Consider the following 23,788-nt stretch of genomic DNA (forward strand, 5'->3'; position numbering starts at 1 on the left):
CCGCCGGCCCCGCCACGCCGGCCGCCCGGCGCGACGGCGACCTGCCCCAGGAAGCCGCGAGCACCCCGCCGGAGCGTCACCCGGTCCCTTGACCGGCCCCGCCCCGCGGCACCCCGCCGCGGCCGGGGCCGCCCCAGAACCCCCGCCGGGCGGCAGTACGACGCCCGCGGCCGACGCGCCACGCGCCCGTACGGTGTCCGCGCACGCACCGGACCCGGCTCCAGGCGACGGCGACACCGCGTCCGGCCCCGAGGAGCGCGGCCTCGGCTCCAAGGCCGCCATCGCCAGCTCGGTGGCCGACCAGGGCGTGGCCGCGTTCACCAACATCATCGTGCTGGTGGTCGCGGCGAGGCTGTCGACCGCGGCGGGCTTCTCGGTGTTCTCGATGGTCTACATGGTCTTCACCGTGCTTCTCGGCATCGGCGTGTCCTACGTCGGCCAGGCGCTGGTGCTGGAACGCGGTACCGAACGCGTACGGGCCGCCTGCCGGTCCGCGGCCGTCTTCACCGCCGCCGCCTCCACCGCGATCGGCCTGGCGATGGCCGTCGGCCTCGGCCTCGCGGACGGCGCGACCGCGCACGGGCTCGCGGTGCTCGGCCTGGTACTGCCGATCGTGCTCACCCAGGACGGCCTGCGGTACTGCTTCTCCGCGCTGCGGCTGCCGCACTACGCCCTGGTCGGCGACACCGTACGGCTGCTGGTCGCGGTGCCCGCGCTGGCCGTGCAGCCGCACGGGGCGGGGCCGCAGCGGCTGGTGGCGGTGTGGGGGCTCTCGGCGCTGCCCGCGCTGCTGGTGGCCGCAGCGCTGCTGCGGCCGCGCGTCAAGGGCGCACCGCTGGACCTGCGGAAGTTCCTCCGCCGCGGGCACCTCGGGCAGCGCTTCGTCGTCGAGTTCGGCGTCGGCAACGCCACCAGCCAGCTCGCCGTGGTGGGCCTGGGCCTGTTCGCCGCGCCCCTCGCGGTCGGCGCCCTGCGCGGCGCCACCACCCTCTTCGGCCCGATGAACGTGCTGTTCAACTCCGCCACCGCCTTCGGCCCGCCGCTGCTGAACCGGGTGCGCGGCGCGGACAGCAAGGTCCGCGCCACCGCGGTGCTGGCCGTCGCGCTCGCCTGGGTCGCCGCGGCCTGGACGATCGTGCTGATGCTGCTGCCCGACCGGGTCGGCCGCCAGCTCCTCGGCGACACCTGGGCCGCCTCCTCCGGGCTGCTTGCCGCGTCCGGCAGCCAGTACGCGGGCATCGCGCTGGGCACCAGCGCCCTGCTCACCCTGCGGGTGCTGCAGCCGAAGGCGACGCTGCCGATCCAGGTCGCCTTCTCCCTCGCCTCGGTCGCCTTCATGCTCGGCGGCTACCGCCTCGACGGCGTCTACGGCGCGGCCTGGGGCCTGTGCCTGGGCTCCGCGCTCAAGGCCGCCGCGCTGTGGCTGCGGATCGCCGCCGTACGGCGCCGCCCGGCCCCCGCCGACGGGCCGCAGGCCCAGGACGGCACGGGGGAGGCCGTCACCGCAGGATCTTCCGCCGGTCCTCGCTGAAGGTGGTCACCAGCGCCAGGCACACCGCGGCGATACCGATCCGCCCGGACGCCTGGAGCAGCGGGCCGCGCAGCAGGATGAACGAGTAGCCGCACACCAGCGGGATCACCACCGCCATCACCGTGCCCGGCCGGCCGTCCTCCACCGTCCGCTGCGCGTACCGCCGGTCGCCGCGGGCGCACAGGTAGCCCAGCGCCAGGAAGCCGCCGGTCATCCCCACCGGGCCGAAGTCCAGCCACAGTTCGGCCCACAGCGGCGACGACAGGTTGGTGTTGGTCATGCCCATCCACTGGCCGACCTGCACCCCGGAGTCCAGCGGCTTGCCGTGCCACACGGAGCGCGGCACGAAGAAGAAGACGTCGGCGGCCAGTTGCCGCCCGTGCGCGTGGCCCTTGCCCGAGTGCACGAAGGTCAGGGTGTTGGCGAACATCCCGACCTGGTCGTAGTCCTTGATGGTCAGCGGTTCGAGGACCGACGTCGTCTCCACCGGGTGGTAGCCGCCGGAGTCGTAGCGGAAACGGTCGAGGAAGGGGAACAGCAGCAGGGCCGCGACCACCCCGGTCACCAGCGCCGCGCGGTACATCACCGGGCTGCGCGGGAAGGCGGTGAACAGCAGCGAGAACACGACCGTCAGGAACCAGTAACGCGGGTTCGAGATCGGGTTGTTGACGATCGCGTTGACGACCACCAGGCCGCAGAGCGCGGCGATCGCCGAAGGGGTGCGCCGGGCCACCCGGGAGGTGATCATCCAGCGCACCAGGAACAGCAGTGCCAGCAGGGCCGGTACGGTCCCGAAGCCGCGGATGAAGGCCGAGCCGACATGGCTGTCGCCGCCGCCACCGGCCAGGCCGCTGGACTGCACGGACTCGCTGATCGCCTGCCGGCTGCTGAAGAAGACGGCGGGGCCGCCGAGTTTGGCGATCGAGAGCGCGCTGCCGAGGTACGCGACGGCGATCAGCAGCCACAGCCGCCGGCGGCCCACCTGGGCGGGCGGCCGCGCCCGCCGCACCCGGGCCGCCGGCCGGTGCCGGGCCAGCAGGGCGCCGACGTCGAAGGCGACGCAGCCGACGAGGACGAGGGTGATCGCGGTCGTGGTGTCGGACCGCGGTCCGACCACCGGCGTCGGGACCTGGCCGATCACCGCCTGTGCGAGGGGGGCGACGCCCATGGCGACGTAGCAGAACAGCCAGAACGCGCCCTGGATCAGGCGGCGGCGACGCGTCAGCACCATGGCCGCGAGGCGGCCGCCGGCGTAGACGGTGAGGGTCAGTTGCAGCCAGTACGCCGTGTCGCGGACGCCGGTGCCGGGCTGGACGGTGACGTAGCCGGGCAGGAACCCGACGAGGGCGATGACCAGCGGTACGGCCAGCGCCCGCGAAAGTGCCGCCCGCGGCACTGACCGCGTCGTGCCGCGGACCCCCGCCACCGCGCCAGCGCTCACCGCCATGCGCCCACCTCCCCCGCCCGCGAGTCTATTGCCCCCACCCCGCCGTGGTGGGGCGGTCACGCGATTGCCACGTGCCGTGGCGTTGCCGTCTTTCCAGCCACAGCGGCGGGAAAGACGCGTTGACACCGCACGTGGCACGTCCTCGGGCGCCCCGCAGGGCGGTGCCGGGAACAAAAGGGCAGAAGGGGCGCGGGCGGGGGCGTACCCGGATAGGGTGCGGGCAAGGGGCGCCGGGGGCGCCCGGGGGGAAGGGGGAGACATGCGGGTACTGCATGTCGTCACGTTGCACACGCCGACAAACGACTTCGGCGGCCCGACACGGGTCGCCCTCAACCTGTCCAAAGGCCTGCGCAGCAAGGGCGTTGACGCCCGCATCGCCACGCTGGGCGACAAGTTCACCGGCCCCCTGCCCACGGAAGTGGAAGGCGTGCCGTCCTTCGTGCACCAGGCACGCCACGTGCTGCCCGCGTTCGAGGTGAGCGGCATCACCTCGCCCGCCCTGCTGGCCCGCGCCCGCCGCATGGTGAAGGGCGCGGACGTCGTCCATGTGCACCTGATGCGCGACCTGATCACGCTGCCCTTCGCCCTGATCGCCCTGGAGGCGAAGGTCCCGCTGGTGGTGCAGACGCACGGGATGATCGACCCGACGGAGAAGCTGTTCGCGAAGGCCGTCGACCTGCTCGGCATGAAGCGGGTGCTGCGCCGCGCGGACGCGATCCTGCATCTGACGCAGATGGAGCGCGAGGGCGTCCAGGCGGTCGTGCCGGAGACACCGCTGCGGACCTTCCACCGGCTGGTCAACGGGGTGACACCGCAGGACGCCCGCCCGCCGCGGGGGGACCGCCCGCCGACGGTGCTGTATCTGGCCCGGGTGCAGAAGCGCAAGCGCCCCGAGGACTTCGTGAACGCGATGCCGACCGTGCTCGCGCGGTATCCGGACGCCCGCTTCGTGCTCGCAGGACCCGACACCGGTGATCTGACCGGCCCCATGCGGAAGTTGGCCGCCGACCTGGGCGTGGCGGGCTCGCTGGAGTGCGTCGGCGCGCTCGGCCACGAGGACGTGCTGGCCCGGCTTCGGGCGGCGGACGTGTACGTCCTGCCCTCGGTGGTCGAGCCGTTCGCCGTGTCGATCCTGGAGGCGATGTCGGTGGGGCTGCCGGTGGTGGTGGCCCGCACCGGCGGACTGTCGCCCGACGTCGAGGCGGCGGGCGCGGGCCGGGTCACCGACAGCCGGCCGGACGCGGACAACGGCCCGCTGGTCGGCCGGGCGGTGCTGGACCTGCTCGACCCGGCCGCCAACGAGCAGGCCTCGCGCGCCGCACGGCAGTTGATCCACGACCGCTTCTCGATCGACGCGGTCGTGGACACCCTGCTGGACGTCTACGCCGGCGTCATGGCGCCAGGCGGCGCTGTTCGCGGGTCTTGAGCCCGATCTGCCAGCGGTAGAAGCTCATCGCGAGGGCGTAGTCCAGGCCTGCCCTGCCGTCCAGGAAGCCGCGCTTGTAGACGTACGCGTAGCCGAAGGACACCAGCGGCTTGAAGGGCACCTTGTGGAAGAGCTGCCCCTGCCGGGTCTTGACCTTCCTGATCTGCTCCTTCACCTGCGGGTTGACCTCCAGCCAGGCCTCCCAGTCGGAGTACCGGTTGTGGCGGTCGAACCAGGTGCGCACCGGGTCCAGGTCCTCGTGCTCGATGGGCGAGCGCAGCCGGGCGGCGGACTCCGCCACCGGCTGGTAGTGGCCCTCCTGCTCGCCCATGCCGGGCGCGTCGAGGTCGCCGACCTCGGGGAAGCGGCAGCGCGTGCGGTCCATCAGGGCGCGTTTGACGATGGTGTAGCCGTGCCGCAGCCGCCGGCCGGCGAACCAGTAGCCGAGCGGGATGTCGAAGGCCGCGACCGACGGCGGGCCGCCCGCGAACACCGCCCGCAGTTCGCCGAGCAGTTCAGGGCTCGGCGTCTCGTCCCCGTCGAGGAAGAGCAGCCACGGGACCTCCGGGTGGACGTGGTCCAGGCACCACTGCTTCTTCTTCGGGTAGCGGCCGTCCCAGGCGTAGTCGACGGTCTCCGCGCCCAGTTCGGCGGCGATCTTGCAGGTGTCGTCGGTGCTGTGCGAGTCGACCACGACGACGGCCTGGACGTGGTCGATGACCGACGAGACCGTACGGGCGATGTTCTCGGCCTCGTTCTTGGTCGGTATCGCCACGACGAGCGGCAGCTTGTCCATCAGGTCCCTCCGGAGGCCAGCCAGGCGTAGCACCCGCTGGACGTGATGCCGCGCGCGGCGGCCGGTACGGTCAGCCGGGCCCCGCCGCCCGACGCCAGGGTGGCGCCGTTCGCGCCGGTGACCCGCCAGGTGCAGGACGGCGACGGGTTCGGCGCCCGGTAGCCGCCGGGCGCGACGGAGCGGCCCGGTACGGCCTTGGCGGCGACGGTGAACGTGCCGTCGCCGAAGCCGCGTCGCGCCGCGTCGATGACGGGCTGCTGGTCGGGGCACAGGGCGGTGACGGCCGCGGCGGCACCGGACATGCTGATGTCGCCCGTGATGATCGCGCCGGCCGCCGCGTCCTTGTCGATCTTCGCGGTACGGGTCAGCCGGTCGCAGATCTCCTGGCCGCCCTCCAGGACCGCTGCGGGGTCGGTTCCCCGCGGGACCCGGCCGGACAGGTACGTCTTCTGCTGCTTGGTGAAGCTGCCGCCGCCGGGCGGGGTGAGCTGCGCGTCCGGCACCTTGGGGGCGTCGGCCGCGGAGCCGGGCGCCTCGGTGGTGGCCGGTGCGTCGCCCGGGGGCGCGGTGGCGGTGGCCGCCGGATCGCCCGCGGGGGCCGACACCGCGGCCGACACCGGGGCCGACGGCCGGTCCGCGGCCCTGTCGCCGTCGCCGCCGGAACCGCCCGAGCCGCAGCCGCCGAGCAGCAGCGCTGCCGCCGCCGTCACGAGGACGGCGGCGGCAGCGGCCGGGCGGAGGTGGGGGTACCCCCACGCGAAGCCCTGGGGGCCGGTCACCCGGCGGTCCCGAGGGCGTAGTGGTTCGCGACCTGCGCCGAGGTGAGCACCGTCGGGTAGACGGCGGCCTCGTCGAAGGAGCCGGCGAAGTACGCACTCGACGGCGCGGACGGCCAGCTGCCCAGGCTGTCGTAGCCGATGTGCCAGTAGCCCTGGTAGTTCTCGCTGGTGGTGACCAGCAGGTTGACCGCCTGCAGGACACCGTCGACGTACAGCCGCATGCCGTTCGACCCCTGGCTGGCGGTGACCAGGTGCCAGTTGCCGTCGTTGTACGCGGCCGGCGTGGTGATGACCCGGGTGGTGCCCGTGTACACACCGAAGTTCAGCCGGCCGTTGTTGGACATGTAGATGTGCTTGTCGTAGTTCCCGCTGGGGTGGGTGGAGTTGCTGCCGAAGCCCATCAGCTTGCCGCCCGACGTGGTCGTCGTCTTGAACCACGTCTCGATGGTGTATTGCGTCGGCGTCGGGTGCAGCCGGTCGCTGTAGGTCCACTGCGACGAGCCGTTGAAGGTGTACGCCTTCGACCCCGGCACCGCGCCCGGCGTCACCCCGTGCACAGGGCCGCCGACGCTGATCCCGCTGTCGTCGCCGGTCGAGGAGTCCGCGGTGTACGACCCGGCGGCCGCGTCGTAGCGCCAGTAGAGGGTCGCCCCGTCAGCGAGCACCTGCGTCGGGTACGCCTCCGCCGTCGCGGGCACGGTGGCAGACGCGTTGGGCGACAGGGCGCTGGTGTTGGTGCCGTCGCTCGCCGAGACCCGGTAGGTGTACTTCACGCCCGGGGTGACGTCGGTGTCGGTGTAGGTGAGCTGCGGCCTGATCCACGGCAGGGAGCTGCCGGCGACGGTGTAGACCGGGGTGGTGCCGCCGTTGCGGTAGACCCGGTAGGTCAGCAGGCCGTCGTCGGTGTCGGTGCTGGACTGCCAGCTGACCTTCACCGAGCCGGGGTCGATGCTGGTCACCGACGTCTGCGGCAGCGTCGGGGCACCGGTGTCCGGGCCGCTGGCGAACCGGGTCAGGCCCTGCTGCGCCGTTCCGTTGACGGTGGTGAACTCGCCGCCCACCCACAGGTAGTCGGTGCCGCCGGAGGACGCGAGGGTCATCACGCGGGGCCCGATCTTCTCGCCGATGCCGTCGTTGGTGTCGGGGAACCACGACAGCAGGTGCGGGTCGTCCACCGACTCGGCCAGCAGGTGCTTGCGCACCGAGTCCGGGTACTCGCCCATGCTGGAGCAGTCGTGGGCGTGGCTGCCGCTGTACAGGACGGTCTGGTAGACGCTCAGCGACTGCGTGGCGCCCAGGCAGGTGTCCCGCCAGACCTGGCTGAAGTCGTCGAGGCTGAAGCGGATGCGGCCGTCGAAGACTCCGCCGCCGGTGCCCTCGTTGGCGGTGTAGAAGCTGTTGCTCGCCGCGTCCACGACGATGTCCTTGGTCACCGAGGTGGCCGGGATGAAGCCGGTCGGATACGCCTTGACCAGGGCGCCGGTCGAGGTGTCGACCACCGCCAGGGAGTGCGAGTTCACGCCGTCCACGGTGCTGAAGTCGCCGCCCAGGATGGCGTTCTGGCCGTCCGGGGTGAGCGCGAGCGCCCTGCCCGGGTCGTCCGCGTCCGGCGCCCACGGCAGCAGCGCGCCCGTGGTGCTGACCGCCGCGTAGCGGCCCCTGGCCTGGCTGTTGACGGAGGTGACGTCACCGCCGAAGAAGACGGTGTCGGCGGTCGCCTCGACGGCCCGCACCGTGCCCGACACCGCCGGGTGGAAGCTGTTGCTGACCGTGCAGGTGTCCAGGTCGATGGCGGCGAGGCTGCTCACCCCGACCCCGTTGACCTGGCCGAAGAAGCCGCCCGCGTAGAGGGTGTGGCCGTCGGGCGAGACGGCCAGCGCCCGTACCGTCGCGTTGTCGGAGCCGACGGTGAAGTCCAGTCGGCAGCCCGCCGGCTGGCCGGTCGCCGCGTCGAAGGCGGCGAAGTTCGCCACCGCGGTCTCGTTGGTGCCGGCAGCCGATCCGGCCGGCCGGATCGTGGAGAAGGTGCCCGCGGTGTAGACGATGCCGTTCGCCTGGGCCAGAGCCCAGACCACGCCGTTGGTCTGATACGTGCCGAGGCTGTCGGCGGTCAGCCCGACAGGTGGTTGGAGCGCCGTCGCCGATGGTGCCGACAGCGTTCCCAGCGTTGCGGCCGCCAGTATGGCGGCAGCCGCGAACACCGGCCATTTACGCATGAGTTGCCCCCCAAGCCCATGATGTGCAACGGCCGGAACCGGCCGTCGTGGTGGACGGCAGATTAGGGCGTTCCGCTTGCCGCGGTCTCGCTTTTTGCCGAAACCGGTGAAGTACGGTGAAGTCGCCTGACATCAGGGCATCTGTCGGCCACCGCGGGACGTGTTGCGACCGGGTCATCTGTCGATCCGTATCGAGGCGCCCGCGAGCTGGTCGGCGACCTGCCGGATGTCGGCCTCGACCATGATGCGGGCCAGGTCGGCGACCCTCACCTTGGGCTCCCAGTCGAGCAGGTCGCGGGCCTTGCCCGCGTCGCCGATCAGCGCGTCGACCTCGGTGGGGCGCTCGTACTTGGGGTCGTAGCGGACGTACTGCGTCCAGTCCAGGTCCGCGTGCCCGAAGGCGACCTCGACGAACTGCCGTACGGTGGCGGCCTCACCGGTGGCCACCACGTAGTCGTCGGGTTCGTCGCGCTGCAGCATCCGCCACATGGCGTCCACGTACTCCGGCGCGTAGCCCCAGTCGCGGACCGCGTCCAGGTTGCCCAGGTACAGCCGGTCCTGCAGGCCCGCCTTGATCCTGGCCACCGCCCGGGTGATCTTCCTGGTCACGAACGTCTCCCCGCGGCGGGGCGACTCGTGGTTGAACAGGATGCCGTTGACGGCGTACATCCCGTACGCCTCACGGTAGTTGACCGTGGCCCAGTAGCCGAAGACCTTCGCGCAGCCGTACGGGCTGCGCGGGTGGAAGGGGGTGTCCTCGTTCTGCGGCGGTGGGGCGGAGCCGAACATCTCCGAGGACGAGGCCTGGTAGATCCGTGCCTCGGTGCCGCTGGCGCGTACCGCTTCGAGCAGCCGCATCGCGGACAGGCCGGTCACGTCGCCGGTGTAGAGCGGCGCGTCGAAGGACACCCGCACGTGGGACTGGGCGCCGAGGTTGTAGATCTCGTCGGGCCGCAGGTCGCGCAGCAGGTTGACCAGCGCGACGCCGTCGGTGAGGTCGGCGTGGTGCAGGACGAAGGAACGGTTGCGCGCCTGCGGGTCCTGGTAGATGTGGTCGATGCGCTCGGTGTTGAACGTCGAGGAGCGGCGCACGATGCCGTGCACGGTGTAGCCCTTGTCCAGCAGCATTTCGGCCAGGTAGGAGCCGTCCTGCCCGGTCACGCCGGTGATGAGCGCGGTCTTGCCCACGCGTTCCCCCAAGAGTTGGTGTCGGTCCAGGTCCGCATGAATGCGGAATTAACACCCGGACGGATGAAGTGTGCTGACACAATGCCGTTCATGACGGAACTACTGCCGGACGGCGCCCGGGTCTTCGTCGCGGGGCACCGCGGTCTCGTCGGCTCGGCGGTGGTCCGCCGCCTCACAGCCGAGGGCCACCCCGTGCTGGTCCGCACGCGCGACGAGCTGGATCTACGGGACGCCGCGGCAACTGCCGCGTGGCTGCGGCAGACCCGCCCCGACGCGGTGGTGCTGGCCGCCGCCAAGGTCGGGGGGATCATGGCCAACTCGACCTACCCGGTGCAGTTCCTCGAGGACAACCTGCGCATCCAGCTGAGCGTCGTCGCGGGCGCGCACGCCGCCGGGGTACCGCGGCTGCTGTTCCTCGGCTCGTCGTGCATCTACCCCAAGTTCGCCCCGCAGCCGATCCGCGAGGACGCGCTGCTGACCGGCCCGCTGGAGCCGACCAACGAGGCGTACGCACTGGCGAAGATCGCCGGCATCGTGCAGGTCCAGTCGTACCGCAGGCAGTACGGAGCCGCGTACGTCTCGGCGATGCCGACCAACCTCTACGGCCCGGGCGACAACTTCGACCTGGCCACCTCGCACGTGCTGCCCGCGCTGATCCGCCGCTTCGACGAGGCCGCGCGGGACGGCGCCCCCGAGGTCACGCTGTGGGGCAGCGGCACCCCGCGGCGCGAGTTCCTGCACGTCGACGACCTCGCCGCGGCCTGCACCCTGCTGCTGCGCGAGTACGACGCCGACGAGCCGGTCAACGTCGGCTGCGGCGAGGACCTGACCATCCGCGAACTCGCCGAGACCGTCAGCGACGTCGTCGGCTACCGCGGCCGGATCGGCTGGGACACCGCCAAGCCCGACGGCACCCCGCGCAAACTCCTCGACGTATCCCGGCTGTTCGCGCTCGGCTGGCGGCCGCGCGTCGCGCTGCGCGACGGTGTCGCGGCCGTCCACCGGCAGTGGCGTGAGCAGGCGGCCGGCAGCGCGGCCGCCGGGTCTGAGCCGGACCCGGGCGCGGAGCCCGCGGCGGCCCACTAGTAGGCCCCGCGGCCGTCGACCACGGCCCGTACCGTACGGGTCATGACCTCCAGGTCGCCGGCCAGCGACCAGTTGTCGACGTAGCGCAGGTCCAGCGCCAGCGTCTCGTCCCACGACAGGTCCGAGCGCCCGCTGACCTGCCACAGGCCGGTGATGCCGGGCTTGACCGCGAGCCGCCGCATCGCCACCTCGTCGTAGCGGTCGACCTCCTCGGGCAGCGGCGGGCGCGGCCCGACCAGCGACATCTCGCCGCGCAACACGTTGAACAGCTGCGGCAGTTCGTCCAGCGAGCAGCGCCGCAGCAGCCGGCCGACCGCGGTGACCCGCGGATCGCGGCGCATCTTGAACATCAGCCCGTCGTGCTCGTTGGCGCCGCTGCGCTCCAACTCCGCCTTGCGGGCCTCCGCGTCGGCCACCATCGTGCGGAACTTCCACATGGTGAAGCTCGCACGATGCTGCCCGCAGCGCACCTGCCGGTGGAAGGCGGGACCCGGCGACGTCAGCCTTATGGCCAGCGCGACCACGCAGAACACCGGCGCGAGCATCAGCAGTCCGAGCGCCGCGCCGGTACGGTCCAGCGCCGACTTCAGGCCGAGCTGCACCCCGTGCCTGACCGGCGGCGCTATGTGCAGCACCAGCAGCCCGGCAGGCGCGTCCAGGCCGACCCGGCGCACCTGCACGTCGACCAGGCCCGGCAGCAGCGCCACCGGCAGCCCCGCGTCGTGCAGGCTCCAGGAGAGCCGGCGCAGCCGCTCGGCCGACAGCCGCGGCCCCGGCGCCACCAGCACCAGGTCCGCATTGTGCTCGCGGGCCGCCCGCAGCACCGCCGCCGCGTCGTCCTTCGACCCGGCCGGCTCCAGGACGCCGAGCCGCTCGGTCACCGGCGCCCCGCACTCCAGCTTCGCGCTGCCCACCGGGACGACGCCGACGACCACGTACGCGTGCTCGGTCCTGGCCGCCAGATGCCCCACCACGTGGTCGGCGGCACCTGGCTCGCCGATCACCAGTGCCCGGCGCACCGCGTGCGCCTCGCGCCGGGCGGCGATCAGCCGGTGGTAGGTGACCCTGCGGCACGCGGCCGTCAGCAGCGGTGCCCAGGCGAGCGCGGCCAGCGCTGTCGACGGCTCGGTGACCTCGCCGAACGCGGTCCGCAGGACCGCCAGGACGCCGAGCAGCACCAGCCAGTCGCCGAGCACCTGGAAGCTGCCGCGGCCCTCGCCGAGCGCGCTCGCCGCATAGCGCCCGCGCACCGCGCGCACCGCGGGCCACGCCAGCGCCGCGGCCAGCGCCGCCGGCAGGGCGTGCGGCTGGCCGCCGGCATGCAGCGTCACCGCCGTGGGCACGCCCGCGCCCAGCGCGTCGACGATCACCGCGACCGGTAGGTACCAGGCGGCCTTCTGGCCGTAGCCGTGCGGTGCGCCCGCCCGGCCGTGTGCCGTACGCCCGCCCTCGGCTCGGGCACGCCGCCGGGTGTACCCCAGTGGCGCATTCAATGCTCCGGCAGCCGAGGCCGGTTGACCCTGTGCTCCGAACGCGAGCGGATTTCCGTTCCGCCCGGTTCCGCGCTCACTTGCTACGGGTATCGCTGGTCTGACCGACTGTGCATCGACATGCCGCATGGACCCCCCAGCCACCTCGCGACCGCCGGCGCCCTTCCACTTCCCCAAGTGGCGGGTCGCCGTGATACCAGCGAACGCTAGGCCAACAGGCCGTCCTTCCGCTGTGGTTTACGCATATTCGAGCCGATGTTATGACCGAGTTAACACGACTATGGCGTCTCGTCGAGCACACAGTGTAAGAGAACCGTTACACGAGTGAACGCCCCTTACAGTTGGGGCTTGTGCCTACCGTGCCCCTCCCCGACGACCTGCGTGCCGCCCTCGCCGACCAGCTGCGCTCCACCGCCCCCAGCAGGGCGTCCGCACAGGTCGAGCGCCTCATCGAGAGCTACCGCGGTGCGACCCCCACCGCCGCGCCGATCCTGCGCGACGCGGCGGACGTCGCCGCCTACGCCGCCTACCGGATGCCGGCCACCTATGCCGCGGTCAGGACGGCGCTCGGCGCATTCCGCTTGCAGGCGGGGGAGTGGACTCCGCGCACCCACCTCGACCTCGGCGGCGGCACGGGCGCGGCCACCTGGGCGGTGGCCGACGCCTGGGAGGACGCCGGGCACCGCAGCACCGTGCTCGACTGGTCCCAGCCCGCGCTGACCCTGGGCGCCGCGCTGGCCAAGACCGCGCGCACCGCATCGGTACGCGACGCCGACTGGACCAGGCAGCCGCTCGGCGGCGCCGCCCGGCTGCCGCAGGCCGACCTGGTCACCGTCTCGTACGTCCTCGGCGAACTCACCGACGCCGACCGGGAGTCGCTGGTCGCCGCGGCCGTGGAGGCCGCCGCCGGCGCCGTCGTCGTGGTCGAGCCCGGCACCCCCGAGGGGTACGCGCGCGTCATCGACGCGCGCGACCGGCTGATCGCCGCCGGGCTGCACGTCCTCGCACCCTGCCCGCACGACGGGCGCTGCCCGGTCACCGGTGACGACTGGTGCCACTTCGCCGCGCGCGTGCAGCGCACCGCGCTGCACCGGCAGATCAAGGGCGCGTCGCTGCCCTACGAGGACGAGAAGTTCAGCTACGTCGCCGCCGCCCGCTTCCCCGCCGAGCCGGCGCCCGGGCGGGTGGTCCGCCATCCGCAGATCCGCAAGGGCCTCGTCCTGCTCGACCTCTGCGGCCGCCCGCCCGGCCTGTCCCGTACGACGGTCAGCAAGCGTCAGGGCGACGCCTACCGCGCGGCACGCGACACCGAGTGGGGCGATCCCTGGCCCCCGGACCTGACCGCCGCGCAGGACGACACGCCCGCGGAGTCCTAGAGCCAGCCGATGCGGCGGAAGGCGCGGAAGACCACCGCGGACAGCGTGGCCGTCACGCCCAGCATCAGCGGGTAGCCGAAGGTCCAGCGCAGCTCGGGCATGTGGTCGAAGTTCATGCCGTAGAAGCCGGCGATCATCGTCGGGATCGCCAGGATGGCGGCGGCGGCACTGATCCGCCGCATGTCCACGTTCTGCTGCACGGCCAATTGGCTGAGATTCGCCGCCAGCAGCCCGTCCACCAGCTCGCTGTACGCGGTCAGCCGCTCCTTCACATGCGACAGGTGGTCGGACACGTCGCGGAAGTAGCGCCGCATCTCCGTGCCGATCAGGCCGTCCGCACCCTCGGTCAGCCGCTCCAGCGGGCGGGCCGTCGGGTAGACGGCGTGCTTGAACTCGATCAGCTCCCGCTTGAGCTGGTAGATCCGCTCGGCGTCGTCGCCGTGCGCGGTGGAGAAGACGTCGGACTCCAGGGTGTCCACGTCCAGCTCGACCGCGTCGGCGACGTCGAGGAAGTCGTCGACGACCTGGTCGGCGATCGCGTGCAGCACCGCCGCGGGGCCCTGCCTGAGCATCTCCGGCCTGGCCTCCAGCGCCTTGCGCACCCGGGACAGGCCCGGCGCGCTGCCGTGCCGCACCACGACCACGAAGTCGGGACCGACGAAGACCATCAGCTCGCCGGTGTCCACGACCTCGCTCGTCGCGGTGAGCTTCTCGTGCTCCACGAAGACGATCGTCTTGAGCACCAGGAAGAGGGTGTCGCCGTACCGCTCCAGTTTCGGCCGCTGGTGCGCCTGCACCGCGTCCTCGACCGCCAGCGGGTGCAGCCCGAAGACCTCGGCGATCTCCTCCAGGTGCTCCGCCTCCGGCTGGTGCAGGCCTATCCACGCGAAACCGCCGCGCTTGCGCGCCTCGTCGAGCACCTGCTGCGGCGGCAGCGACGCGGCACGGCAGCCGTCCTCGTAGACCGCGCAGTCCACGACCACGTCGGCGGTGCAGCGGCGCTGCTCGGGGACGGCGTCCGCGCCGTCCAGGCTGTGCCACCGGCCGTCGCGCCGCCACTGCCGGCCGGTTGCGCGCCGGACTGCCGCCGTGGTGCTGTGCTGCTTCATCGTGCTTTCTCCAGTACCGCCATCGCCGCGTTGTGCCCGGGGACACCGCTGACCCCGCCGCCGCGGACCGCGCCCGCGCCGCACAGGTAGACGTTCGCATACGGCGTGCCCACGCCCCACCTGCCAGTGGCGTCCGTCACGTCCTGCTCCGCGTACGGCCACGACAGGTCCCGGTGGAAGATGTGGCCGCCGGGCAGGCCCACCTCGCGCTCCAGGTCCAGCGGCGACTTCGCCTCGATGCAGGGCCGGCCCTCGGCGTCGAGGGCCAGACAGTCCGACAGCGGCTCGGCGAGCACCGCGTCCAGTTGCGCCAGCGTGGCCCGCAGCACCTCCGCCTTCGCGCCCGCCGGGTCGGCCGCGAAGAGCCGGGCCGGCGCGTGCAGGCCGAACAGCGTCAACGTGTGCATGCCCCAGCCGGCCAGGTCGGGGGACAGGATCGACGGGTCGGTCAGGCTGTGGCAGTAGATCTCCGACGGCGGCGCGTCCGGCACCCGGCCCGCCGCGGCCTGCTCGTACGCGGTCTGCAGCCCGTCGTAGCCCTCCGCGATGTGGAAGGTGCCGGCGAAGGCGTCCCGCGGGTCGACCACGCTGTCCCGCAGCCGCGGCAGGCGGCGCAGCAGCATGTTGACCTTGAGCTGGGCGCCCTCCGGGGCCGGCTCGGGGCGCGGCTCGCCCAGCAGGCCCGCCAGCTCGTACGGGGAGGCGTTGACCAGGACGTCCGCCGCGTCGACGGTGCGGCCGCCGGAGAGGGTCAGTGCGGCGCGTACGCCGTCGGCCTCGATGCCCGTCACCTCGGTGCCGGTGGCGATCTCCACGCCCGCCGCGCGTGCGGCGTCCGCGAGGGCGCCGGTGAACGCGCCCATGCCGCCCAGCGGCACGTCCCAGTCGCCGGTGCCGCCGCCGATCACGTGGTAGAGGAAGCAGCGGTTCTGCCGCAGCGAGGGGTCGTGTGCGTGGGTGAACGTGCCGATCAGGGCGTCGGTCAACACGATGCCGCGGACGGTGTCGTCGCCGAAGGCCGCCTCCACGGTCTCGCCGAGCGGCCGCTCGAACAGCGCGGACCAGGCCGCCGGGTCGTCCACCCGGCGCTCCAGCTCCGCCCGGCTGGGCAGCGGCTGCGTGAGCGTCGGGAACACGGCCTGCGCCACCCGGTGGGTCATCGCGTAGAAGCGCTCCCAGGCTTCGTACTCCCGGTCCGACCCGGTCAGCCGCGCGAAGCCCTCACGGGTCCTGGCCGGGTCCTGGGCGTCCACCAGCAGGCCGCGGTCGCCGTACGGCGTGTACGAGGAGATGCGGCGGCGGCGGACGGCGAAGTTCAGGCCGAGGTCGTCGACGATCTTCCTGGGCAGGAGGCTGACCAGGTACGAATACCGGGACAACCAGGCGTCCCAGCCGCTGAACGCCCGCGTCGAGACCGCGGCTCCCCCGACTGCGTCGAGCCGCTCGACCACCAGCACGGTGCGGCCTGCCCGCGCGAGGTAGGTCGCCGCGACCAGTCCGTTGTGCCCGCCGCCCACCACGACCACGTCGTATGCCATGGCGGCACCCTAAGCCGTCCGGCTCGGTCAGGGGTTGCCCCTTGCGCTGGCGTCGCGTCTTTCCCGCCGCCGCGGCTGGTCGCGCAATCCCCCGCGCCCCTGGGGGTTGCCCTCTGCGTAGAGGGTGAGCGTTTTTCAGGGGCGCGGGGAACTGCGCGACAAGCCACGACGCCGCGGCGGGCAGGCAACCGACTGCAGGGGCAGGACCTGAAGGGGCGCGGGGAACTGCGCGCCCGGCAGGCCACCGGGGGAAGGCCCGCCGGGAAGGGGACGATCGGGGGGCTACTCCCGATCGTCCCAGCGGGGGTCCGTGTCCCATTCGAGGTTGCGCTCAGCCGCCCTCTCCATCGCGTGCTCCGCCTCCGCCTTCGACCCGTAGGGGCCGAAGCGGTTCTTGGACGGGCAGTCCGGGCCTTCCTCGGCCCGCTTGTGCTCGATGCAGTAGAACCACTCGCCCGGCTTTCCCGCCGGCTTCTTCACTCGGAAGACTGCCATCTGCCTCTCCTGTCGTGGCCCGGGGCGCGGCGCCGTCCGCACAGCGGGGCGCATTCCCCATTTTCCCGCGCCGATACACTCGTCGGCATGTCTGGTCAGTCGCTGCTCGTCCCCGGCAAGCTGTCGCCCACGCGGCAGGTGCCCGCCTCGATCCCGCGTCCCGAATACGTGGGGAAACCGGGGCCGGCGCCCTATACGGGACCCGAGGTCCAGGACGCGGACACCGTGGAGCGGATGCGGGTCGCCTCGCGGATCGCGGCGCAGGCGATGGAGGAGGCGGCGAAGGCCGTCGCCCCGGGGGTGACCACGGACGAGCTGGACCGGATCGCCCACGAGTTCATGATCGGGCACGGCGCCTACCCCTCCGACCTGGGCTACCGCGGCTTCCCGAAGTCGCTGTGCACCTCGCTCAACGAGGTCATCTGCCACGGCATCCCCGACTCGACCGTACTGCGCGACGGCGACATCGTGAACCTGGACGTGACCGCGTACATCCACGGGGTGCACGGCGACTGCAACGCCACCTACTTCGTCGGCGACGTCGACGAGGAGTCGCGGCTGCTGGTGGAGCGCACCAGGGAGTCACTGGCGCGGGCGATCAAGACGGTGCGGCCCGGGCGGCAGATCAACGTGATCGGGCGGGTCATCGAGTCGTACGCCAAGCGCTTCGGATACGGCGTGGTGCGGGACTTCACCGGGCACGGCATCAACACGTCCTTCCACTCCGGGCTGATCATCCCGCACTACGACGACCCGCGGGCGACCACGGTGATGCAGCCCGGCATGACGTTCACGATCGAGCCGATGCTGACGCTGGGCACCCACGAGTACGACGTGTGGGACGACGGCTGGACCGTGGTCACCAAGGACCGCAAGCGCACGGCCCAGTTCGAGCACACGCTGGTGGTCACCGCGGACGGTGCGGAGATCCTGACCCTGCCGTGAGCGGTGTGCGGCGCCCGGTAGGGTGGCGGCGTCCGTGCGGATGAGTTGTTGAGGAGCCGACGCGCCATGAACCGCCGCAGGGTGTCCCTCGGGGCCGCCGTCGCGCTCACGCTGCCACTGGCCGGCTGCATGACCGTGCACGGCGAGCGGGAGAACATACCGTCGGTGCAGAAAGCCGAGGCCGCGGCCGCGCTGGCGAAGTTCACCGCGGTCAACAACCGGGTCGGCAGGACGTACGACTCCAAGGGCGTCGCCGCGGTCGAGTCGGGCGCGCTCGGGACGACCGACGAGGCGGGGCTGCGCGCGAAGCACGCCAACCACCCCCAGGGCAACTCCGGTTACCGGCCGCTGGTCTTCTCCGACTCGCGCTACCTCATACCCCGGCAGGTCGGCTGGCCGAAGTACTTCGTCGTCGACACCGCCACCAACCGCGGCAGCACGGCTCGTTGGCTGCTGGTCTTCCGGCGGGCCGCGGCCGGCCAGCCGTGGAAGGCGTCGTACGTCGCCTCGGTCCCCACCGCGGACGTACCGAAGTTCGCCCAGGACAAGGACGGTTACGCCGTCGCCCTGGGTCTTGCGGGGACGAATCTGCTGGTGCAGCCGGGGCAGTTGAGCGCGGACTACGCCACGTACCTCGGCGGCAGCGGCGGCAGCGACGTCTTCGCGGACGGCCCGTCCACCTCGCAGCTGCGCGGCGACCGCAACGCGCACGCCAAGACCGCGAACTCGGTCACCCAGTACGCCGACCAGCCCGCCGAGGGCGGGGACTTCACGCCGGTCGCGCTGCGGACGGCGGACGGCGGCGCGCTGGTGTTCTTCGCGTCCCACCACCAGTCGCGGGCCACCTTCAGGGCCGGCTACCGCCTCCAGATCGACGCCGACACCAAGGCGCTGATGACCGGCACCCCGCGTACCGCGGTCACCCTGAGCCGCCTCGCCGACGTGGCGGCCACCGTGCCGCCGGCGGGCGGGAGCGGGAAGGTCGTCTTCCTCAGCCGGGTCGTCGGCCTGGTCACCGCCAAGGGCGAGTGAGCCGGGCGCCGGTCAGCGCAGCCAGGTGGCCGGTTCGCGCTCGGGCTCGTAGGCGAACTGGGCGCAGGCGTCGGAGAGGACGTCGAGCACCGGGAGCGGGTCGGGCAGCGGCAGGTCCAGGCCGTGCTGCGGCAGCCACTCCACCGTCTCGCCGGACGGCAGCCGGGACGGCGGCAGCAGGACGTAGCTGCCGCGGGAGTGCCAGCGGATGCCGGGGTGCTCCTCCGCGGTCTCCGGGTGGCTGTCCAGCTCGCAGGGCCACCACTCGTCCTCGTCGGCGGGATTGCCACGGGTCTCGGTGAAGAACAGCAGCCGGTCCGCGCGGGCGGCGACCGGGCCGAGCGTCGCGCCGTCGGCGATCAGCCGCTCGATGGCGAGCCGGCCGGCCTCCGCGGGGACGTCGAGGACGTCGTGCGCGATGCCGGTGGCGGTGACGAAATTGGCCAGCGGGTCGGTGCGCAGCCAGTGGTCGATCTTGTCCTGGTCGGTGCTCGCCTGCGTCTGCCAGGCCGGCGAGACCGGGTGGACGGCCGGGATCGGACAGCCGATCCGCTCGCAGGAACAGCCGAAGTTGGCGGGGTGGGCGGCGGGCGCGACGGGGAAGCCGGCGGTGGCGGCAGCCTTGACCAGGGGGTCTCGGCGCAGGTCAGGCTCCGCTGCCCGGGCGGCGCCCGAGGCGCCCTCCGTCCGGCGGCGTACCCACTCGGACAACCTGCTCTTGCCTGCCATCGAGCTCCTTCCCTCGCCCCCGTCCCGCGGTGTCCACGGTACGCGGCTGATGGAGGACATCCTCCCTCTTGCCGGGAAGGAACACCCACCCGGGGTGGAAGTGTTCCCGGCGGCGGAATGTCCCGACACGGGGTCGGCGGCCCCTTGGTGCAGGTATACCCGAGTCGCCCGTTTCCCGCCGGTGCCAGGGCGGGTCCGCAGACGCCGTCGGCCCCGCCCTTCGGGCGGACGACGGGACCTTGCGGACCCGCCCTGGCGTCCGCCCGCGGGAGCATCTGCGGCGCGCCGGCGCTTCTGTGCGAAGTCGTTCACCGGGAACCGGGATCGGGCGCACAATCCTCGTAGTACGTTCCCCCGCCGGGCCGACCGTCCTGTGGGGGAACGCCCTGTGCACCCCAGGCACACTCACCACCACGAGGAGCCCTCATTGCGCACTGCGACACCCCGCCGGTACCTGATGTGCCCCCCGGCGCATTTCCGTGTGGCGTACTCCATCAACCCGTGGATGGACCCCGACAAACCGGTGGACCCCGCGCTCGCCCTCTTCCAATGGGAGGACCTGCGCGACCGCTACCGCTCGCTCGGCCACACCGTCGAGATCCTCGACCCGGTCGCGGGACTGCCCGACATGGTCTTCGCCGCGAACGGCGCCACCGTCGTGGACGGCCGCGTGCTGGGCGCGCGGTTCGCCAACCCCGAGCGGGCCGACGAGGCCCCGGCGCACCTGGCGTGGTTCCGCTCGCACGACGGCTTCGTCGAGGTACGCGAGCCCGAGCACGTCAACGAGGCCGAGGGCGACTTCGCGGTCACGTCCTCCTGGATGCTGGCCGGCCAGGGCTTCCGCAGCAGCCCGCTGGCGCACGACGAGGCGCAGGAGTTCTTCGGGCGGCCGGTGATCAGCCTGGAGCTGACCGACCCGCGCTACTACCACCTGGACACCGCGCTGGCCGTCCTGGACGACGCCGCCGACGAGATCATGTACTACCCCGGCGCCTTCTCGCCCGGCTCGCGGGCCGTCCTCGCCCGGCTCTTCCCCGACGCGCTGCTCGCGACCGCCGAGGACGCGGTCGTCTTCGGGCTCAACGCGGTCAGCGACGGCCTGAACGTCGTGCTGCCGCGCGAGGCGGCCGGGCTCTTCGACCCGCTGAAGGACCGGGGCTACGTGCCGGTCGGCGTCGACCTGGCGGAGTTCCACAAGGCGGGCGGCAGCGTCAAGTGCTGCACGATGGAGGTGCGGCCGGCGCCGCCCGGCTGAACCCCGCCCGCACAGCGCCGGGTGATCCCCGCCACCCGGGCGGGGCGCCCGGCACCGTGGAGCCCGGGACCTGGCAGGATCGCGGTCATGACTCACGCTGACGACAGCAACACCGCCCCTGCCAAGGCCCCCGCGAAGGACCCCTGGGAGCTGCCCGACGTGTCCGGCCTGGTGGTCGGGGTGCTCGGCGGTACCGGCGACCAGGGCCGCGGCCTGGCCTACCGGCTGGCCAGGGCCGGGCAGCGGGTGGTCATCGGCTCCCGCAACGCCGAGCGCGCGCAGACCGCCGCCGCGGAACTCGGCCTCGGCGTCGAGGGCGCCGACAACGCGGAGTGCGCGCGGCGCAGCGACGTGGTGATCGTCGCGGTGCCGTGGGACGGCCACGCCAAGACCCTGGAGTCGCTGCGCGAGGAGCTGGCGGGCAAGCTCGTCGTGGACTGCGTCAACCCGCTGGGCTTCGACAAGCAGGGCGCGTACGCCCTCACGCCCGAGGAGGGCAGCGCCGCCCAGCAGGCCGCCGCCCTGCTGCCCGGCTCCCGCGTCACCGCCGCCTTCCACCACCTGTCGGCGGTGCTGCTGCAGAACCCGGACATCGAGGAGATCGACACCGACGTGATGGTGCTCGGCGAGGTCCGCGCCGACACCGACCTCGTCCAGGCGCTCGCCGCCCGCATCCCCGGTATGCGCGGCGTCTTCGCCGGCCGGCTGCGCAACGCCCACCAGGTCGAGTCCCTGGTGGCCAACCTGATCTCCGTCAACCGCCGTTACAAGGCCCACGCGGGCCTGCGCCTGACCGACGTGTAGGGCCTGCCTCAGGACACCCGCAGGACGATCTTGCCGCGGCGGCCGCGCCGGTCGAGGGCGGCGTACGCGGCCGCCGTGCCGGACAGCGGGACCACCTGGTCGACGGGCACGGTCAGCCGGCCGGCCTCGACCAGGCGGGACAGCTCGACCAGGCCGTCCTGGTCGGGTTCCACGACGAAGAACGTCCCGCGCGGGCCGCCCTGACCCGGCGCGGCCGGCGGGGAGACGACGCTCACCAGCACGCCGCTGTCGCGCAGCACCTGCCACGAGCGCTGCTGGACCTCGCCGCCCACGGTGTCGAGGACCACGTCGACGTCCTCGACGAGGTCCTCGAAGCGCTCGTTGCGGTAGTCGACCACGCGCGCGGCGCCCAGCTCGCGTACGAAGTCCAGGCTGTCCGGCCCCGCCGTGCCGATCACCTCCGCGTCGAGCGCCGCCGCGACCTGCACCGCGAGCGAGCCGACGCCGCCGGCGGCGCCGTGCACCAGCACCCGCCCGCCCTTGCGCAGGCCGCCGTGGCGCACCAGGCCCTGCCAGGCGGTCAGCCCCGCCAGCGCCAGCGCGGCGGCCTCCTCGAAGCCCAGGCCGGCCGGCTTCGGCGCGAGCACACCGGCCGGCACCACGGTGAACTCCGCGGCCGCGCCGTCCATGGTGAAGGGGATCAGCCCGAAGACCTCGTCGCCCGCGCCGGGACCCTCGGCGAGGACTCCCGCGACCTCCTTCGCCGGGATCGCGGGCAGCCGCGGCCGCCCGCCGGGCTGCAGGCTGTCGGTCCAGGTGGCGTCCCAGGTCAGCTCGCCCGGGGTGATCGCCGCGGACCGCACCTCGACCAGCACCTCGCCGTCGCCCGGCACCGGCCGCGGCGCCTCCTCGTACGCCAGTACCTCAGGACCGCCGCGGCGGTGGCCGCGTACCGCGTGCATGGTGGTGTCCACGGGACGTCCCTTCCGCGCCTGGCGGCGCTGTCGCCCCCCAGTCAAACCGCTCCGCGGGCCGCCCGCCTCCCCGGTGCGGAGCATGGGGGACAATGGGCGGGCCGAAAGCCGTACGCACATGTCAGGACAGGAGCCGTCCGCCCATGCCCCGCCTCGCCCTCTACGCCCTCGTGGTGTGCGTGCTCGCCGTCGCCGCCGCCGTCGTGTCCTTCGTGAACGGCAACTGGCTGGGAGTGGTGTGGGTGCTGCTCGCGGGCGTGTCCAGCAACATGTGGTGGTACTTCCGCAGGAAGGCCCGCGGCGCGGCGTGAGGACGCCGCTGCCGCGGTGGGTGCTCCGCGGTCGGTGCTCGGCGGTCAGTGCTTCCAGAAGCGGAAGAGCCAGTAGCCGTACTCCACGGCCACGTCCGGGACGTCGAACCAGCGCATCACGTGGTAGACACCGTCGAAGAACTTCTCGTTGACCGCCGGGATGTACAGCACGCCGAAGGTGGCGATCAGCCCGAACGGCGCGAAGGGCTCCACCTGGCGGCGGAAATTGTACGGCAGCCAGGGCTCCCAGATGCCGTAGCCGTCCAGGCCCGGGATCGGCAGCAGGTTCAGGAAGGCCGCGCTGACCTGGAGGAACGCCAGGAATCCCAGCGCGACCAGGAAGGTCTGCGGCCAGCTGCCGATGGCGCCCAGCATGAACGGCAGCATCAGCAGGACGGCGAACAGCACGTTCGTCAGCGGACCCGCGGCCGAGATCAGGCTGTGCCGCCAGCGTCCGCGGATACGGCCCCGCTCGATGAACACGGCGCCGCCGGGGAGGCCGATGCCGCCCATGATCACGAAGATCACCGGCAGGACGACGGACAGGGCGGCGTTGGTGTACTTCAGCGGGTTGAGGCTGAGGTAGCCCTTGTCGCCGATGGTGATGTCGCCGCTGTGCAGGGCGGTGCGGGCGTGGGCGTACTCGTGCAGGCACAGCGAGACGACCCAGCCGGAGACGACGAAGAGGAACACGGCGAAGCCGGCGTCTGAGGCGAAGCCGCTCCACACCGCCCAGCCGGACACGGCCATGACCGCCGCGATGCCGAGGAACACGGGGCTGATGCCCCGCTCCCCGCGGCTGCGGGCCTGACGAATCGGCGTGACGCTCATGCGAGTGCTCCAGCTTCCCGACGGTGACCATCCCCCCGGAGACCTCAACGCCCCGGGGCGCCCGATCATCCCACGTTCTCCCCACCATCCGCGGGCCGCGGTGGCTTACGGGCTCCCCTTCCGCAGGGGGCGCGCTTCCGCGGGCCGCGGCGGCCGGGGGTGCCTCTGCGTGAGGCGGTGCTTTTCAGGGGGCGGGGAACTGCGCGACCATCCCCCAGAGCCTCGCATGGGAGGTGCCCCCACCACCGGGGCGCGGGTCGTCACCGGCCCGAAGGGGCGGTTGCTGTCGAAGACGGACCACCGGCCGGCGAGCGAAGCGAGACGGGGGCGCCCCCAGCGCCGCCTGGGGTTGCCCTCTTGCGGAAGGGAACCCTCCCAGCCACCGCGGCCCGCGGAAGCGCACCCCTGCTGAAGGGGGCCGTACAGGCACCGCGCCCAGCGGATGGGTGACGTCGGGGGGAGGCGTACC

The 23,788-nt window shown here is 72.8% G+C and carries 21 protein-coding genes; 9 read left to right on the forward strand and 12 right to left on the reverse strand.

What is annotated here, in order from left to right; all coding sequences use genetic code 11:
• Nucleotides 1-280 precede the first annotated feature (280 nt).
• Nucleotides 281-1,531, forward strand: coding sequence for an MATE family efflux transporter (locus tag NFU81_RS21960; protein ID WP_251492659.1), 1,251 nt, complete (start codon nt 281-283; stop codon nt 1,529-1,531).
• On the opposite strand, the gene NFU81_RS21965 is transcribed toward NFU81_RS21960, so the two are convergent.
• On the reverse strand, nt 1,500-2,978 hold the full coding sequence (locus NFU81_RS21965) for an O-antigen polymerase (RefSeq protein ID WP_251492516.1): 1,479 nt from the start codon (nt 2,976-2,978) through the stop codon (nt 1,500-1,502). The two genes, NFU81_RS21960 and NFU81_RS21965, sit on opposite strands and share 32 nt — an antisense overlap.
• Nucleotides 2,979-3,237: 259 nt before the next feature.
• Between NFU81_RS21965 and NFU81_RS21970 the strand changes: the two genes are divergently transcribed.
• The gene (locus NFU81_RS21970; RefSeq protein ID WP_251492518.1) at nt 3,238-4,404 is read left to right on the forward strand and encodes a glycosyltransferase; all 1,167 of its coding nucleotides are present in this window, start codon (nt 3,238-3,240) and stop codon (nt 4,402-4,404) included.
• Here NFU81_RS21970 and NFU81_RS21975 read toward each other — a convergent pair.
• From NFU81_RS21975 to gmd, 4 genes are all read right to left on the reverse strand, one after another.
• Complete coding sequence (locus tag NFU81_RS21975; protein WP_251492520.1) at nt 4,370-5,200, reverse strand: glycosyltransferase family 2 protein; 831 nt, start codon at nt 5,198-5,200, stop codon at nt 4,370-4,372. The two genes, NFU81_RS21970 and NFU81_RS21975, sit on opposite strands and share 35 nt — an antisense overlap.
• On the reverse strand, nt 5,200-5,979 hold the full coding sequence (locus NFU81_RS21980) for a hypothetical protein (protein WP_251492522.1): 780 nt from the start codon (nt 5,977-5,979) through the stop codon (nt 5,200-5,202). The genes NFU81_RS21975 and NFU81_RS21980 overlap by 1 nt, the downstream gene beginning before the upstream one ends.
• Nucleotides 5,976-8,195: a LamG-like jellyroll fold domain-containing protein gene (locus NFU81_RS21985; RefSeq protein WP_251492524.1), complete on the reverse strand. Its 2,220-nt coding sequence runs from the start codon at nt 8,193-8,195 to the stop codon at nt 5,976-5,978. The genes NFU81_RS21980 and NFU81_RS21985 overlap by 4 nt, the downstream gene beginning before the upstream one ends.
• Before the next feature lie 174 nt (nt 8,196-8,369).
• Nucleotides 8,370-9,383, reverse strand: a complete 1,014-nt coding sequence (gene gmd, locus NFU81_RS21990) for a GDP-mannose 4,6-dehydratase (protein WP_251492527.1) — start codon at nt 9,381-9,383, stop codon at nt 8,370-8,372.
• Nucleotides 9,384-9,464: 81 nt separating this feature from the next.
• Between gmd and NFU81_RS21995 the strand changes: the two genes are divergently transcribed.
• Nucleotides 9,465-10,469: a GDP-L-fucose synthase family protein gene (locus tag NFU81_RS21995; protein ID WP_422665250.1), complete on the forward strand. Its 1,005-nt coding sequence runs from the start codon at nt 9,465-9,467 to the stop codon at nt 10,467-10,469.
• Here NFU81_RS21995 and NFU81_RS22000 read toward each other — a convergent pair.
• Nucleotides 10,466-11,962: a sugar transferase gene (locus NFU81_RS22000; RefSeq protein WP_422665251.1), complete on the reverse strand. Its 1,497-nt coding sequence runs from the start codon at nt 11,960-11,962 to the stop codon at nt 10,466-10,468. The two genes, NFU81_RS21995 and NFU81_RS22000, sit on opposite strands and share 4 nt — an antisense overlap.
• Nucleotides 11,963-12,309: 347 nt before the next feature.
• On the opposite strand from NFU81_RS22000, the gene NFU81_RS22005 reads away from it, so the two are divergent.
• Nucleotides 12,310-13,335 (forward strand): small ribosomal subunit Rsm22 family protein, encoded by a 1,026-nt coding sequence (locus NFU81_RS22005; protein WP_251492531.1) that lies wholly within the window; start codon nt 12,310-12,312, stop codon nt 13,333-13,335.
• Here the strand turns inward: NFU81_RS22005 and corA are convergent.
• From corA to NFU81_RS22020, 3 genes are all read right to left on the reverse strand, one after another.
• Nucleotides 13,332-14,444, reverse strand: coding sequence for a magnesium/cobalt transporter CorA (gene corA, locus NFU81_RS22010; protein ID WP_251492533.1), 1,113 nt, complete (start codon nt 14,442-14,444; stop codon nt 13,332-13,334). The genes NFU81_RS22005 and corA overlap by 4 nt on opposite strands.
• The gene (locus NFU81_RS22015; protein ID WP_251492535.1) at nt 14,441-15,982 is read right to left on the reverse strand and encodes a phytoene desaturase family protein; all 1,542 of its coding nucleotides are present in this window, start codon (nt 15,980-15,982) and stop codon (nt 14,441-14,443) included. The genes corA and NFU81_RS22015 overlap by 4 nt, the downstream gene beginning before the upstream one ends.
• A gap of 282 nt (nt 15,983-16,264) precedes the next feature.
• Nucleotides 16,265-16,477 carry a hypothetical protein gene (locus NFU81_RS22020; RefSeq protein WP_251492536.1) on the reverse strand — a complete coding sequence of 71 codons (213 nt, stop codon included), beginning with the start codon at nt 16,475-16,477 and terminating at the stop codon, nt 16,265-16,267.
• Nucleotides 16,478-16,564: 87 nt separating this feature from the next.
• Between NFU81_RS22020 and map the strand changes: the two genes are divergently transcribed.
• Together map and NFU81_RS22030 are read left to right on the forward strand one after the other, a co-directional pair.
• Complete coding sequence (gene map, locus NFU81_RS22025) at nt 16,565-17,422, forward strand: type I methionyl aminopeptidase (RefSeq protein ID WP_251492538.1); 858 nt, start codon at nt 16,565-16,567, stop codon at nt 17,420-17,422.
• Between the two features lie 66 nt (nt 17,423-17,488).
• Nucleotides 17,489-18,454, forward strand: a complete 966-nt coding sequence (locus NFU81_RS22030) for an SCO2278 family lipoprotein (RefSeq protein ID WP_251492540.1) — start codon at nt 17,489-17,491, stop codon at nt 18,452-18,454.
• Between the two features lie 12 nt (nt 18,455-18,466).
• Here NFU81_RS22030 and NFU81_RS22035 read toward each other — a convergent pair whose 3' ends face one another.
• A complete protein-coding gene (locus tag NFU81_RS22035; protein ID WP_251492541.1) occupies nt 18,467-19,183 on the reverse strand; it encodes a bifunctional DNA primase/polymerase in 717 nt (238 codons plus the stop codon).
• 388 nt (nt 19,184-19,571) lie between these two features.
• Between NFU81_RS22035 and ddaH the strand changes: the two genes are divergently transcribed.
• Complete coding sequence (gene ddaH, locus NFU81_RS22040) at nt 19,572-20,438, forward strand: dimethylargininase (RefSeq protein WP_340188949.1); 867 nt, start codon at nt 19,572-19,574, stop codon at nt 20,436-20,438.
• An 87-nt stretch (nt 20,439-20,525) separates the two neighbouring features.
• Nucleotides 20,526-21,242, forward strand: a complete 717-nt coding sequence (npdG, locus tag NFU81_RS22045; protein ID WP_251492543.1) for an NADPH-dependent F420 reductase — start codon at nt 20,526-20,528, stop codon at nt 21,240-21,242.
• Nucleotides 21,243-21,250: 8 nt separating this feature from the next.
• Here npdG and NFU81_RS22050 read toward each other — a convergent pair whose 3' ends face one another.
• Nucleotides 21,251-22,177, reverse strand: coding sequence for an NADP-dependent oxidoreductase (locus tag NFU81_RS22050; RefSeq protein WP_251492545.1), 927 nt, complete (start codon nt 22,175-22,177; stop codon nt 21,251-21,253).
• Nucleotides 22,178-22,320: 143 nt separating this feature from the next.
• On the opposite strand from NFU81_RS22050, the gene NFU81_RS22055 reads away from it, so the two are divergent.
• Nucleotides 22,321-22,488, forward strand: a complete 168-nt coding sequence (locus NFU81_RS22055) for a hypothetical protein (RefSeq protein ID WP_251492547.1) — start codon at nt 22,321-22,323, stop codon at nt 22,486-22,488.
• A gap of 45 nt (nt 22,489-22,533) precedes the next feature.
• Here NFU81_RS22055 and NFU81_RS22060 read toward each other — a convergent pair whose 3' ends face one another.
• A complete protein-coding gene (locus NFU81_RS22060) occupies nt 22,534-23,304 on the reverse strand; it encodes a site-2 protease family protein (protein WP_251492666.1) in 771 nt (256 codons plus the stop codon).
• Nucleotides 23,305-23,788 lie beyond the last annotated feature (484 nt).

The sequence above is a fragment of the Actinacidiphila cocklensis genome, from assembly GCF_907177275.1.
In the GTDB taxonomy this organism is placed as follows: domain Bacteria; phylum Actinomycetota; class Actinomycetes; order Streptomycetales; family Streptomycetaceae; genus Actinacidiphila; species Actinacidiphila cocklensis.

What these genes read in the sequence shown, in the direction of transcription:
- NFU81_RS21965 (WP_251492516.1), bottom strand. Translation starts at nt 2,978, where the DNA reads ATGGCGGTGAGCGCTGGCGCGGTGGCGGGGGTCCGCGGCACGACGCGG.
- NFU81_RS21970 (WP_251492518.1), top strand. Translation starts at nt 3,238, where the DNA reads ATGCGGGTACTGCATGTCGTCACGTTGCACACGCCGACAAACGACTTC.
- NFU81_RS21975 (WP_251492520.1), bottom strand. Translation starts at nt 5,200, where the DNA reads ATGGACAAGCTGCCGCTCGTCGTGGCGATACCGACCAAGAACGAGGCC.
- NFU81_RS21985 (WP_251492524.1), bottom strand. Translation starts at nt 8,195, where the DNA reads ATGCGTAAATGGCCGGTGTTCGCGGCTGCCGCCATACTGGCGGCCGCA.
- NFU81_RS21995 (WP_422665250.1), top strand. Translation starts at nt 9,465, where the DNA reads ATGCCGTTCATGACGGAACTACTGCCGGACGGCGCCCGGGTCTTCGTC.
- corA (WP_251492533.1), bottom strand. Translation starts at nt 14,444, where the DNA reads ATGAAGCAGCACAGCACCACGGCGGCAGTCCGGCGCGCAACCGGCCGG.
- NFU81_RS22015 (WP_251492535.1), bottom strand. Translation starts at nt 15,982, where the DNA reads ATGGCATACGACGTGGTCGTGGTGGGCGGCGGGCACAACGGACTGGTC.
- NFU81_RS22020 (WP_251492536.1), bottom strand. Translation starts at nt 16,477, where the DNA reads ATGGCAGTCTTCCGAGTGAAGAAGCCGGCGGGAAAGCCGGGCGAGTGG.
- map (WP_251492538.1), top strand. Translation starts at nt 16,565, where the DNA reads ATGTCTGGTCAGTCGCTGCTCGTCCCCGGCAAGCTGTCGCCCACGCGG.
- NFU81_RS22030 (WP_251492540.1), top strand. Translation starts at nt 17,489, where the DNA reads ATGAACCGCCGCAGGGTGTCCCTCGGGGCCGCCGTCGCGCTCACGCTG.
- NFU81_RS22035 (WP_251492541.1), bottom strand. Translation starts at nt 19,183, where the DNA reads ATGGCAGGCAAGAGCAGGTTGTCCGAGTGGGTACGCCGCCGGACGGAG.
- npdG (WP_251492543.1), top strand. Translation starts at nt 20,526, where the DNA reads ATGACTCACGCTGACGACAGCAACACCGCCCCTGCCAAGGCCCCCGCG.
- NFU81_RS22055 (WP_251492547.1), top strand. Translation starts at nt 22,321, where the DNA reads ATGCCCCGCCTCGCCCTCTACGCCCTCGTGGTGTGCGTGCTCGCCGTC.